Annotated in this window: 12 protein-coding genes; 8 read left to right on the forward strand and 4 right to left on the reverse strand. The window is 31.8% G+C overall.

Annotated features, from left to right (window positions below; all coding sequences use genetic code 11):
* Positions 1-536 precede the first annotated feature (536 nt).
* The 5 genes from COI44_RS10920 to COI44_RS10935 all read left to right on the forward strand — a co-directional run bounded on the left by COI44_RS10920 (position 537) and on the right by COI44_RS10935 (position 5,562).
* On the forward strand, positions 537-4,496 hold the full coding sequence (locus tag COI44_RS10920; protein WP_098427968.1) for a S8 family serine peptidase: 3,960 nt from the start codon (positions 537-539) through the stop codon (positions 4,494-4,496).
* A gap of 216 nt (positions 4,497-4,712) precedes the next feature.
* A complete protein-coding gene (locus COI44_RS10925; protein ID WP_098427969.1) occupies positions 4,713-5,048 on the forward strand; it encodes a TIR domain-containing protein in 336 nt (111 codons plus the stop codon).
* Positions 5,038-5,238, forward strand: a complete 201-nt coding sequence (locus COI44_RS10930; RefSeq protein ID WP_098427970.1) for a hypothetical protein — start codon at positions 5,038-5,040, stop codon at positions 5,236-5,238. Before COI44_RS10925 ends, COI44_RS10930 begins: the two co-directional genes overlap by 11 nt.
* 7 nt (positions 5,239-5,245) lie before the next feature.
* Positions 5,246-5,383 (forward strand): hypothetical protein, encoded by a 138-nt coding sequence (locus COI44_RS24135; protein ID WP_179887087.1) that lies wholly within the window; start codon positions 5,246-5,248, stop codon positions 5,381-5,383.
* Positions 5,380-5,562 (forward strand): hypothetical protein, encoded by a 183-nt coding sequence (locus COI44_RS10935; RefSeq protein WP_098427971.1) that lies wholly within the window; start codon positions 5,380-5,382, stop codon positions 5,560-5,562. The genes COI44_RS24135 and COI44_RS10935 overlap by 4 nt, the downstream gene beginning before the upstream one ends.
* A gap of 381 nt (positions 5,563-5,943) precedes the next feature.
* On the opposite strand, the gene COI44_RS10940 is transcribed toward COI44_RS10935, so the two are convergent.
* Positions 5,944-6,783, reverse strand: coding sequence for a helix-turn-helix transcriptional regulator (locus tag COI44_RS10940; RefSeq protein WP_098427972.1), 840 nt, complete (start codon positions 6,781-6,783; stop codon positions 5,944-5,946).
* A gap of 107 nt (positions 6,784-6,890) precedes the next feature.
* Between COI44_RS10940 and fabF the strand changes: the two genes are divergently transcribed.
* Positions 6,891-8,123 (forward strand): beta-ketoacyl-ACP synthase II, encoded by a 1,233-nt coding sequence (gene fabF, locus COI44_RS10945; RefSeq protein WP_098427973.1) that lies wholly within the window; start codon positions 6,891-6,893, stop codon positions 8,121-8,123.
* Positions 8,124-8,208: 85 nt separating this feature from the next.
* Here fabF and COI44_RS10950 read toward each other — a convergent pair whose 3' ends face one another.
* The 3 genes from COI44_RS10950 to COI44_RS10960 form a co-directional block, all read right to left on the reverse strand.
* Positions 8,209-8,994: a TMEM164 family acyltransferase gene (locus COI44_RS10950; protein WP_098427974.1), complete on the reverse strand. Its 786-nt coding sequence runs from the start codon at positions 8,992-8,994 to the stop codon at positions 8,209-8,211.
* Positions 8,995-9,347: 353 nt separating this feature from the next.
* The gene (locus COI44_RS10955; protein WP_098427975.1) at positions 9,348-10,319 is read right to left on the reverse strand and encodes a CgeB family protein; all 972 of its coding nucleotides are present in this window, start codon (positions 10,317-10,319) and stop codon (positions 9,348-9,350) included.
* Positions 10,320-10,322: 3 nt separating this feature from the next.
* Positions 10,323-10,538 (reverse strand): hypothetical protein, encoded by a 216-nt coding sequence (locus COI44_RS10960; RefSeq protein WP_098427976.1) that lies wholly within the window; start codon positions 10,536-10,538, stop codon positions 10,323-10,325.
* 282 nt (positions 10,539-10,820) lie between these two features.
* Here COI44_RS10960 and COI44_RS10965 point away from each other — a divergent pair, with 282 nt between their 5' ends.
* Positions 10,821-11,609, forward strand: a complete 789-nt coding sequence (locus COI44_RS10965; RefSeq protein WP_098427977.1) for a glycosyltransferase family 2 protein — start codon at positions 10,821-10,823, stop codon at positions 11,607-11,609.
* Position 11,610: 1 nt separating this feature from the next.
* Complete coding sequence (locus COI44_RS10970; protein ID WP_098427978.1) at positions 11,611-13,029, forward strand: CDP-glycerol glycerophosphotransferase family protein; 1,419 nt, start codon at positions 11,611-11,613, stop codon at positions 13,027-13,029.

Raw genomic sequence — 13,029 nt, forward strand, 5'->3', positions numbered from 1 at the left:
TATGCTTTCTGACCTTTACCATATTTTAGATAGGTTATATCTGTTAGAAGTACTTTCCCAGGTACTTCTTGTTTAAATTGACGATTCAATCGTGAAAAAGGAAGATTTTCTATTTATCTAAAAAATAATTAATTATATGTTAATTTTGTTTTAAATAACTTACAATTAATAAGAGTTTATTACAATTATATCTCTTATTCTACTAAAAGTGAGTAAAAACACTTATTTCGTTAATTACGTTACAGGTAATTAGACCTTGAAAATTCTCGGATAATCATATTATCAAATCCAAAAGTTCTATTTTCGAGTAATCTTAAAGGTATTATTGGGTGTTTACTAGAAAATAATTCCAAGAGAAAGGAGGGGTTTGACAGTTTTGATTTAGAACTGATGTAACTACTTATAGAATTTAATCCATTTGTTTTCACTCATTAATAAAATCTAATCTTACAATTAAATGAATGGATTAATGTTTAAATGTTACATAAATGTGTCTAGTTATTTTTCTTTGAATCTATTAAAAAAGGGGCTCTACAATGAAGAAAAAAAATTATTTAGCTTTACCTGTATCTACAATCCTTTTATTTTCAAGTATTTATTCTGGGACAGTTCAAGCTGCTTCAGTAACAGGCGCTAATAGTACAGTTGCTAATCAGGTAAACTCTGGTAAAAACCTTAGAAAAAGCCAAATGAAGGAAGTACCAAAAGCAAGCGGTAAAGTACTCCCTAAGAAGGCAGAGACTAAAATTGAAACAAAATTAAGAGATAAATTAAAAAATAAACAATCAGTAACGAAACATAATGAACAAACTGGTGAATTAATCGTTAAATATAAAAAGAAAGTGACCACTGGTGAAATCACAACACTTCAGAAAAAGTATTCTCTAAAGTCTTCAAAGAAATTAAAGAGTTTAAACGCTGAAGTAGTAAAAATCCCAGCAGGTGAAAGCACTAGTGAGTACATAACGAAACTAAAAAAGGATCAAAATGTTGAATCTGTACAACCGAACTACAAATATTACGCTTCTGACTTCAATAATGCTAATGACTATTATGATCAATTATGGGGACTTAATAATATCGGACAAACCGTCAATGACAGTGTAGGAAAACAGAATATTGATGTAGACGCACCTGAAAGCTGGACTAATTTTAGTTCAAAGCTATCGAAACCGGAAGCGCAAGTAGTAGTTGGTGTAATCGATACGGGCGTGGATATTAACCACCCAGATTTAAAGGATAAAATTTGGGTAAATGAAAAGGAATTACATGGAAAAAAAGATGTAGATGATGATGGCAACGGTTATGTTGATGATATAAATGGTTGGGATTTTTATAACCATGATAATACGGTCTATGATGCACTTGATGGAGATGAACATGGTACTCATGTATCCGGAACAATTGCTGCGGCTTTAGAAGGACCAAATCTAGAAAATAATAAAGGAGTAGTTGGTGTTGCTCCTAACGTAAAAATTTTACCATTAAAGTTCATCGGTCCTGATGGTGGAACAACTGCAGATGCGATCGAAGCGATCGAATATGCTAAGACTATGGGAGTTAAAATCACAAATAACAGCTGGGGTGGCGGAGAATACGATCCATTACTTGAAGAAGCAATAGCAAATTCTAATAGCTTATTTGTAGCTGCTGCAGGTAATGATGGAATGGATAATGATGAAGAGGGAGCTTACCCAGCAAGCTATGAAAGTTCTAATATCTTATCAGTAGCTGCTGTTGATAACAAAGGCAACTTAGCACCTTTCTCAAATTATGGTGCGGAATCTGTTGATGTTGCTGCTCCGGGAGTTGACATTATCAGTTCAGTTCCTAAATACCCAATCGATGAAATTACAAAAGCATTAAAAATTGATCAAGCTGGAGCATCAGCTCAAATTGCCGGAGACAATTACAAAGCGATCTTTGATGGAATTGGATATGAAAAAATATCTGAAAAACAAAGACAGGATGCTTTTGATAAAGCGTTAAGTTATTTAGATTTGACGGATACGAATAAGAAAATTTTACTTGTTCAAGATGATGAAAGTGATCTTGCAGACTTGTTAAAAGGCATTCCTGAACTTTCTAAAATCTTTAAAAGCTATTTACCAACATATCAAAACCTGTTATCTAAGTATTCTTCAGTAAAAACGGTTACGATCAGTTCTGAATCGTCTTTATCAATGAACAGTACTGATTTATCACAATACGATGCGGTAGTTTGGTTTACAGGAAACGGTATTGGATTTAATTCTGAAGATGGTACTGTTTTAACTAAATCAGATACAGAATTGTTAAAAAATTATCTGACAAGTGGCGGTAAATTATTATTATCAGGTGTTAACGCTTTAATAGGCCAAGAAAAATCATCTTTTGTAAAGGATTCTTTACATTTAAATGTATATTCAGAGATGGGTCCAAGTTTGAATGTTGAAGGTTTATCTGGTGGAATCTATGAAAATACTAAATATGATGTAAACCGATATGATTTACCTTATTACATTGCTGATTATGTAACTTCGAATGATCAACAAAAAACAATCATTAACTCTAAATATGTTTCTGACTATGCCCAAGCATACGATTATTATAGTGGAACATCTATGGCAACTCCACATACTACGGGTGCTGCTGCTATTTTATTAGGTTTACATCCGAATATGTCACCAGAGATGCTTAAGCTATATACAAGTGCAAAGGGAGCGAAATTAGATTCATTAAAAGGTCTTGTAGGCACTGGAAATATTGTTAAATCATCAACTTTAGATAACTTTGATGACAATGATACACCAGGGGTTCCATTAGATAAAAGTGTATTAAATGGAAGTCTAGATTCTAAAAATGACAAAAACGATGTTTATGCAATATCATTAAAAGAGGGCCAAGGTATCACATTCTCATTAAATGGGCAAGCAGGAAGCGATTTAGACTTGTATGTGTATAATGAATCCGCATCAAGTGTAAATAATAAGAATGGTATGGTTGCTTACTCAGAGAACATAAATTCATCCAAAGAAAAGATAAACTTTATCGCTCCTAGAACTGGAATCTATTTTGTAAATGTCTACGACTACAATGGTTCAGGAAACTATAAACTTTATTCTGGTAATTTCGGTGGATCTTATGAAGATGATTCTGACTCAGTGACTTTAGATGGAGATTGGATGCCAACATTTAATCCAGAATTCTCTGAAGAAATGGCAGGAGTACTTAATTCTAGAGGTGAAGTTAATTTCGCATTTGTTGGAACTAGCATTGAATGGCAAGGTTTTAAAGATCCAACACAAGGAATTGCCGATGTTTATATAGACGGCAATAAGATTGCATCACCATCTCTTTATAATAGTACGTTGAAATCAAAACAAAGTTTATTAAAATATGATTTTACAACTTATGGTAATCACTCTATCAGAATTGTATGGACTGGAAAAAGTGACCCAGTAGCAAGAAAATCTGCTACAGGAATCAATTTGGATAAATTTATTGTAAAAGATAACCCTATTTCATTAAAAACATCATTTGATACGGCAAAGAAATATCCAGTTATTTCATGGACTGCACCAAAATGGGCAGAATCATATAATATTTATCGCAAAGAGTCGTCACAAACTGATTATGTACAAATAAATAAAACACCTATTACTACAACGACATTTACAGATACAACTGCAATGTCGCCTGGAAAAACGTATAACTATGTTGTGGTAATTAATACACTAGATAAAACTGAGACACCTTATTCATCATCAATTAATTACGTAAACGATGATGATATTAAAGGAAGAGTATATATATCAGGTACTGCAAAAGGAAGTCTTAGTACTGACACAAAAGACTATAAAGATGTTTGGGCTAAAAACTTAGACGCGGGCAAAACATATGAAATAACGTTATCTGGCCCTACTAATGCAAACTTTGATCTTTCATTATTCAACATTGGTACATCAACTATTTATGGTACGAAAGAATTGAAAAAGTCTGCTAGTACAACGTCTACTGAAAAAATTGTCTTTAAACCAACAAAAACTGGAATGTACTACATCGTTCCTACTGCTGTAAAAGGCTCTGGCCAATATAGTATTAATATTTCAGTTCAAACAACGAAATCAGTAGAAAACAATGATTCTAATGTTAAATACTCTGGAACTTGGAGTAAGTTAAATTATACGAGCGCTTCTGGTGGCACGATTAATCAAACAAAAGGATCGACTGGATCGCTTCAATACAATTTTAGTGGTACGGGTATTACTGTTTATGCATTAAAAGATAAGAATATGGGTAAAACCGATATTTATATTGATGGTAAAAAAATAAAGCAAATTGACCTTTACTCTTCAAGCCGTAAATATAAAGTAAATGTATTCGATATACAAAATCTAGAAAATAAAGCTCACACTATTAAAATTGTTGCTACTGGTACAAAATCTAGTGCTGCAACAAACAAGTTAATAAATGTTGATTCGTTTAAATTAACTCAGTTTTCAATAGTTAAATAAGCAAAACAAAAAAATCCTGATTGCTCTTTTGAGTATTTCGGGATTTTTTTTTTTCGAATTTAGACTAGTTTAATTTCCTTTACCAAAGGAAATTAAAAGGTAACAAATTTTGTGAAATATTTTGAATAATATAGACGTTTTATCGTAATATTTGGTAAAATTAAGCAAAAATACGTTGGTCAGCCTAATTATTTTGTCATTTTTAGTGAATGAAATATGGAGGATCTAGGATTTAAGGAAAGGAAACCAAGAGTGTTTATCGGTTCATCAGCGGAAGCTATTCATTATGTTGAAGCCGTATTTGAAGGACTAAAAAGGGAAACGGAAGTCACGATGTGGATGAATGCTTTTGACGAACTAGAGTACACGATGGATGATTTAGAAAAGCAACTAGATACAAATCACTTTGCAGTATTTATATTTACTCCAGACGATATTATTGAAATTCGAAATGAGAAATATTTAGCAACTAGAGATAATACAATGTTTGAAATGGGACTATTTTGGGGGCGTTTAAAAAGAGGACGAGTTTTTTTATATAATGCCAAATGATACGAAAGGTATAATACATAAAAACTCGATAGAACCGCAGAACTATCATTTACTTTCTGATTTAACCGGTCTTAATTCTTTAAAATATGATATACGTGATGATAAAGATATCGTTCAAGAAGTGGCTGGTGCTTGTATAAAAATAAAGACAAAGATTAGGGAAAAAGGCTTATTTCCTAATCTTCATTGAAAATAGTATGGTACTAACTGTCACTTTTTCAAGTGAAGAGTATGAAGCAATCGATCTAACTGAAGATGAAAAAGACTTCCTTTTAGGAAGAAATAAAAGATTAATGAAAACAATAAACGAAATTTTTGGAGGTGTTTCTGTATGACTAGGTATATCAACTTAAATGATGCTAAAAAGGAATTCAAAAAAGATTTCTATCCAAAAGTTGAAAAAGGTATTGGCCAAAAGGGACTTGCTGATTTTAATGGTAAAACTGAAAGAGGAATTGTTGTTCTTCGTCGCAAAGCAGAATACGGAACTCCAGATCAAATGAAAGCATATTAAAACAAAAGGGTGATGAAATAGTTACCCTTTTTTTTTGTGCGAAAATAAGAAATTTAGTCCCTCATAAGAGCTTCATGAGTAAGTAAAAAGGCAAAAATAAGTAATTTAGTACCTCATAAGAGCTCCATGAGTAAGTATAAAGGCAAAAATAAGAAAAGGAGTACCTCATAAGAGCTCCATGAGTAAGTATAAAGGCAAAAATAAGAAAAGTAATACCTCATAAGAGCTTCATGAGTAAGTAAAAAACCCAAAATATGAAATTCAGTACCTCATAAGAGCTTCATGAGAAATATAACAATGATCACGTTAAACACTAATAAACAACCCCATGTTTACTACATTCTAAAAAACATAATTGCCAAGCTTTTCCACTTTAAAAATCTACTCATTATTCATCAGTTTTCTTAACTTAGATTCTGTATTTGTATTTTCAACAGGAGTGTAAACACTGCATCTTAAATCAATGTTTCCCTGAACTTGTAAGGATGTTAAGTTAAAGAGCATTTTTCCTGCTTTTGCGTGTCGAAACTCAATTAATACATCTGGAGCCGAACTTACCTCGCTCTCATTCCAGAGTTCATGAAATTCTGGGAAATTTTGTTCCATTTCGTTAATAAAGGAAGTGTACCATTGATCACCTACATATTGTCCGTAATAAGTGCGGAAAATTGCTAAAAAGCCTTTTACAAAATGCTCCCAATTCACTGCTAAACTTTTAAATTCTTTTCTAGAGAAAAGCAATTGAATAAGATTTCGTTCCTCTTTTGGAATTTGTTCGAAATCTAAAAATACGTGAGCTGCTGCTGGATTCCATCCAACGATATGGCATCTTCGATCAGAAATAATGATCGGACAGTTCCGAAGTTCATTTAATATTTTAGTCAAGGCAGGACTAATGACTGTTTCTTCTTCATTTGAAAATGAGCGTTTTTCAGCTTCCGGTAATGCAAGTGCATATAAGTAATTTCGCTCATCCTTATTTAATTGTAATGCATCTGAAATGGCATCTAATACGGAATTAGAAACGGTTATATCTCTTCCTTGTTCTAGCCACGTATACCATGTTGTACTTACTCCTGCTAACCCGGCAACCTCTTCTCTACGAAGGCCCGGAGTTCTTCTACGGGTTCCAACTGGTAATCCAACCATTTGCGGATTTATTTTAGACCGCTGCGTTTTTAGAAATTCTGACAGTGCTTGAAGTCGGGTTTCTCGATTCATCTTATAACTCCCTTCTGAACGTAGTATAAATTATACTAGGATAAACTACAACTTGTAATAGGATAAATACGCGTTAAAATAAAGAAAAAACGATTGGAGAACTTATGATGAGAAGAATTGTTATTACAGGTATGGGTGTTATCTCCCCTCTAGGAAATGATGTAGATACGGTTTGGAATAACTTAATTAACGGAAAATCAGGTATCACCGCTATTGATACAATTGATGTATCAAATATAAAAACGAAAGTAGCAGGAATTGTTCGTGACTTTGATGCCGAAGAAAGATGGGGAAGAAAGGAAGCAAGAAAATTAGATCGTTTTTGTCAATTTGCCTTAGCAGCTGCTGAACAAGCTTTGGAAAGTTCACAATTACAATTAGAAAAAATCGATCCTGAACGATTAGGAGTTTATGTAGGATCAGGAATTGGTGGGATTAATACCTTTATCGAAAATGTAAATTTATTAAACGAGAGAGGACCTGGGAGAGTTAGTCCAAGTTTAGTACCGATGATGATATCAAATGCGGCAGCAGCTCAAATAAGTATAAGATTAGGTGCACTTGGTCCATCTTTATCACCAGTAACCGCATGCTCTATAGGAAATTCTGCTATAGGAGAGGCATTCAATACAATTCGTAACGGAGAAGCGGATGTTATTTTCGCAGGTGGTACAGAGGCAGCTATAACGCAATTATCTTTAGCAAGTTTTGGTAACGCTAAGGCATTGTCCATCAATACTGAACCTACCTCATCAAGTCGACCTTTTGATGCAAATAGAGATGGATTTGTAATGAGTGAAGGTGCGGGGATTTTAGTGTTAGAATCATGGGAACACGCAGTAAAAAGAAATGCGCCCATCTTATGTGAGATAATTGGTTATGGAGCAAGTTCGGATGCATATCATATGGTTGCAACTCACCCAGAAGGACGAGGAGCGTTTTTAGCTATGAGAAATGCTTTAAATAGAGCTGAAATAGCATTACAAGATGTGGATGTCATTAGTGCACATGCAACAAGTACCCCATTAGGCGATCAATCTGAAACGCTGGCAATAAAAAAATTGTTTGGCGAACACGCTTATAAAATTCCAGTTACAGCAAATAAATCAATGCTTGGTCATATGCTTGGCGCAGCAGGAGGAGTAGAGGCGATCGCTTTAGTGAAAAGTCTTCAAGAAGGTATTATTCCGCCAACAATCAACTTAACTCAGCCGGATCCTAATTGTGACTTAGACTATGTATCGGAAGGGGCAAGGAAAAAAGAATTAAACATAGGTATTTCAAACTCATTCGGCTTTGGTGGTCATAATTCTGCCATTGTATTGAAAAAGTACGTTTAAGATAAATCCTAATTGGTATATATTAACAGTCTAAAAGCCTCTTTTTAGTAAGAGGCTTTATTTTTCAGAGACCTAAATACTCTATCTAATTCATATAATTCTGCTCAGTAAGATTCTTCACTTCACTGTTTTTAAATAAATTCAAAAATAGATAGATTAAATAAAAGAGGAATACAACAAAAAGTCCAACTAAAAGTAGGATTAGTAAATAAATTGGATTGTAATGAAGTCCTAAAGTTGTTGTTTCTTTACCTAGTTTGTAAAAATAGTCTAATGGTGTTCCTTTTTCGGGAGCCATTGTGTAAAAGTAATTAGATGTAAAGGGCTCCATCCATTTCATAAACAAATTATTTACAAAGATTGATAAAATGTACAATAAAATAATGAGTGACATTGTTTTTCGCAAAATTTTTAAATTAATTACGACCATATGATTGAAATACGCCCACAACACAATTCCTACGAGCAGCATATGCCCCCAAAGATATGCCATACCTTGCCATGTTAGGAGAGATTGATAGTTCGAAAGACCGTTAGCAAATATTATGCTTACTAAAGCAGCGGGAAGGTTAAAACAAAACGCAATTGAAAATAGCAATTCACTTTCAAATAAAAAGGCAAAAAATAAAATAAAATTAGCAAAATGACAAATTTGTAAAGGGATTTCTTCAGGTGAAATTTGATTCACTTTGTGATAAATTTCAATATTACGACCAACTAAAAGAGCAATCCCAATAAGCGAGAAACCCATACCAATCAATCGTAAAGTCTGATTGTTAAAGCGCCTAAATAGAAAATAAAACAAAGTGACAAATAGAAAAGGGCTCGCCATAAATAAAAAATGGAATGGACTCCACATTTGAAAAGTCATTGAACTATACTTTCCTTCATGTAGTAAAATTCACTTGTTTTCAACGCGATTTACCCCCATTACTTTTTATTGTAATTTGTTTTGAGCAAAAAACGTATCATTAAGCGATCAAACTAAAGACATCAAGTAATCAATACCTATTATTGATTTATTCACAAAATTTTTAGAAAGAACATGTAATGTATACTCTAAACTTGTACAAAAAAAGAAAAGTTAATTAGGGTATCAGAGGGGGGAGTAACAAATCAATTTCCATAAAACGTACTGATTTCAGTACTGTAAAAAGATTAGTTATTAGTAGTTTAAGCATAAAAACACCTGTCATATAAAACCCATAATTCTTATCTTAACATTTATGATTCAGAACTATTTTCAAGTATTTTTAACAAAGTATTTAATCGATTAGAAAATGTATTTCTCCCTATAATTTTTGTCCGTAATTTTTTTACTAATTCCTCCTTATAAGAAAACTCATTTATATATTTTTGAATCAATTGAATACAATGATGATCATCTGCATACCTTATAACTCTTTCATTTTCTTCATCAACAAAACTGTCAATTTCTTCATTGATTAACTGAAATCCACCACTTAAAACAATATCAAAAAATCGATTGTTTATACTTCGATTTTTTACGTTTTTACTATTTTTATTAAAAATAAAAGTAGATTGCCTATGAGGATTTAAAATGATTTTTGCTTTGTTATACAAAAGGTTTACTTCATTAGGCGGTAACCAATTATTGATCATTTGGATATTTCTCTTTTTTTGATTTGGAATTTTCAAATATTTATTCCAGCTTTTTCCTATGAGCAAGATTGAATAATTTGTAGAATTTATGATCGATTGGATTAATTTAATTCTGTTTGGATATGGATAACCGATTAATAACAAATCTATTTCTTTTTCTAGATTGAGAGGTTTAAAAATACGTTCATTACTAGCTAAAGGGACATAATGAATATTTTTATATCCAAGTTTGGTATAGAATTCGCACGATGATTTGTCTATGGAAAGAATATAATCCGCATAAGGCAGTACTTTTAAACTAACATCAGTATAGAAAGGGTCCTCTGTAAACCATACAACAAGTGGAATATTGGTTTCTTTTATAACTTTTAGTATATGGTTTAACTGTTTATTTCCAATCATTAAAAGTACAAATATAGGACTAATGGTTTGTAACATATTTTTAAACATCTGTTGATTTATACTAATCGGAATGTCTATTATTTCAATTTGTTCTGAGTTTATTTCATTAATCCATAAATCAAAATGAGAATAGATTCCTTTATAACCAGAATTAATATAAAAGATTTTCATAAGCTACTGAAATCTAATCGATTCAATTTTAGATGCGATTAAGGTTACAACTACTTCATCACTTGGCGATAAAGAACTGAATTCTTTTAAGATAATAATTCCTGTCTGGTTATTATAAGTAACGAATTGTGCTGGTCCAATCGTGTCACCTGAATCGGTAGTGATCACGATAACTTGTCCTGCTATAAGATTTTCAATTAAGTGTTGGTAACTACTCAATTTTTATCCACCCCTTTATAATAAAATTTCAATTCAAAACTATTATATGAATAGAATTTAAAATGTTACGGTTTAATTAATTAAGAGACATAAATTGATAGATTTAACCAGAATATTAAACATAATTAATAGTCAAATAAGTGATTCTCTCACAAAGTGAGACGGATCACTCTTTTTTTAGCTTATTTTATTAAACTTTACTAATATAGTATTTATTTCCTATTACTTTTATAGTAAACAACGCATACAGTATAGAGTATTTTTAAAAAAGGTGGGGATTTTTTGACGAAAGTTTCAATCATAATGACTAGTTATAACAAGCCAGAATATATTGCAAAATCTATACATTCTATTTTAAATCAGTCATTTTCTGATTTTGAATTACTATTGTTGGATGATAATTCCAATGAAGCTACTTTAAAAGAAATAAGACCGTTTCTAAATGATCATCGAATACGTTTCTATCAAAGCGAGGTAAAATCGTTAGAAGAAAGAGTTGAGAAAATTAGATATGCTGTTTTAATAAATCAAGCTTTAAATATAGCTCAGGGGGAATATATCTCGTACGCAACTGATGATAATTGCTATCGAAAAAATAGATTAGAGAAAATGGTTCGTTATTTAGATGAGAATCCTAATGTGATGGTTACTTATTCAGCATCCTTAGTTAATTTTTTAAATGAAAATAAGGAAATCATTAATACAAAATTAAGAGCAACACATGGAATTGTATCGATCGCGTCGTGTCAAATTGATCATTGTTCTATTATGCATCGGAAATCGATATTACCTATCATTTATAAAAAATTTGGTTCTTATTGGGATGTAGATCCAACATTTTATCGCATTGGGGATGCACGATTTTTTTGGAGATTGAATCATTTTTGGGATTTCTATCCAATTGGAGAAATATTAGATGATAACTTTATTACGGAAAAATCGATTCACTTCCAATTGGCACAGCAAGAAAAAAGTGAGTTCATAAACATGCTACCTCCACAAAGAACATGTAAAGAATTGAGAGAAGATATAAGATTTAAGAAAAAAAATCAAAAGAATATGGAGGGATAGCTTGAGTAATTATCTCTCAAATTATTGGTTACTGTATAGCGAATTTATTAATCTATTTAAAGAATTAAAATATAGAGATGTACCAATCGCTATTATGACAAACTTTTATCAACAAATAGATGAAGAGCTTAAAAAGGAAATGGAGAAAGAAAATTTCCATTTGCAGTTAAAACATGCTACCCTCACTGAACCGAACCAGATTCAACCATTTTTTAATGATTTGCTTAATCCCCTCAAAAATTCTAATAAAAATCTTGGGAATGGTAAAGTGCTTATAAACTTAGATTATATTAGGATAACTGGCAAAAAAATAAATGAAGTATTTAATAAAGACAAAACGGTGATTTTGTCTCGTTCAAAAAGTAATCGTTTCTCAGAGATACCTAATTTATTCATCGGAAATTTTAAAACTGATACAAGTCAGATTTCCAAAAAATTAGTCGATCGTGTTTGTGAAATATTTCTTAATTTCAAGAAGCATCCTGCATTTGGCAATTCATTTTTTATCAATACATTCATCAAAAGGATTCCACTAATTGTTGATGCAATTGAAACTGTTTTTAATCTATATGAACAAATTCCAATCTCTACAGTTTTAGTAGGAACATCAGAAGATATGATTAGTCGTGCTCTTGGAATAGTTGGGCTAATAAAAGGTATTCCAAGCATTTGTCTTCAACACGGTATTCTTATGGGTGAAGAAGCTTTCATTCCTGTGTTTACTAGTCATGTTGCAGTTTATGGTGAATATGAAAAAAGATGGTATATAAAGCGGGGTCTTGAGGCCGAAAGAATTGCAACGATCGGTCATCCTAGATATGATGACATTTTTGTCTATCCAAAGGCAAATCATAATGATTTTTTAAATAAGTATCATTTAGATGAAAAAAAAATGACGATATTAATAGCTACAGGTCCAAATACAAATGAATACAACTTTAAAAAAATGGTTGAATTACTAATTTCTAATAAAAGTTTCCAATTACTAATTAAGCCTCACCCGTGGGAACTAGCAAAGAATCGGATTAAGTTGTATTTGGATTTAAAAAAAGATTATAAATCAGTCCATGTAGTAACAGATCGAACAGTCGAAACGCATGAGTTAATTTCGAATGCCGATATAGTACTAGCATCATTGTCAACTGTAGCATTGGAAAGTAGCTTATTTAATAAACCAACTTTTGTCTACTACTTTATAATGAGTAATCGTCACTATGATTACTTTGATCGATTAGGTAAATACACTCAAAATGACCCAACAGCATTAGTAAATACTTTGTTAGCTTTCTTCCAATCTTCAGAAGAAAAACAAAAATATAATGAAGTAATAAATCATTTTCTAATAGATTCCTATCATGTAACAAATTCAGGAAACGAACTATCTAATCTAGTATCTAAAATAGCACGGGGTGAAAAGTAG

Source organism: Bacillus sp. AFS088145, assembly GCF_002564465.1.
Classification (GTDB): Bacteria; Bacillota; Bacilli; order Bacillales; family Bacillaceae_G; genus Gottfriedia.

Excerpts from the sequence above, each read along its gene's own strand:
- COI44_RS10920 (WP_098427968.1), top strand. The coding sequence starts at position 537 with ATGAAGAAAAAAAATTATTTAGCTTTACCTGTATCTACAATCCTTTTA.
- COI44_RS10925 (WP_098427969.1), top strand. The coding sequence starts at position 4,713 with ATGGAGGATCTAGGATTTAAGGAAAGGAAACCAAGAGTGTTTATCGGT.
- COI44_RS10930 (WP_098427970.1), top strand. The coding sequence starts at position 5,038 with ATGCCAAATGATACGAAAGGTATAATACATAAAAACTCGATAGAACCG.
- COI44_RS24135 (WP_179887087.1), top strand. The coding sequence starts at position 5,246 with ATGGTACTAACTGTCACTTTTTCAAGTGAAGAGTATGAAGCAATCGAT.
- COI44_RS10935 (WP_098427971.1), top strand. The coding sequence starts at position 5,380 with ATGACTAGGTATATCAACTTAAATGATGCTAAAAAGGAATTCAAAAAA.
- COI44_RS10940 (WP_098427972.1), bottom strand. The coding sequence starts at position 6,783 with ATGAATCGAGAAACCCGACTTCAAGCACTGTCAGAATTTCTAAAAACG.
- fabF (WP_098427973.1), top strand. The coding sequence starts at position 6,891 with ATGAGAAGAATTGTTATTACAGGTATGGGTGTTATCTCCCCTCTAGGA.
- COI44_RS10950 (WP_098427974.1), bottom strand. The coding sequence starts at position 8,994 with ATGACTTTTCAAATGTGGAGTCCATTCCATTTTTTATTTATGGCGAGC.
- COI44_RS10955 (WP_098427975.1), bottom strand. The coding sequence starts at position 10,319 with ATGAAAATCTTTTATATTAATTCTGGTTATAAAGGAATCTATTCTCAT.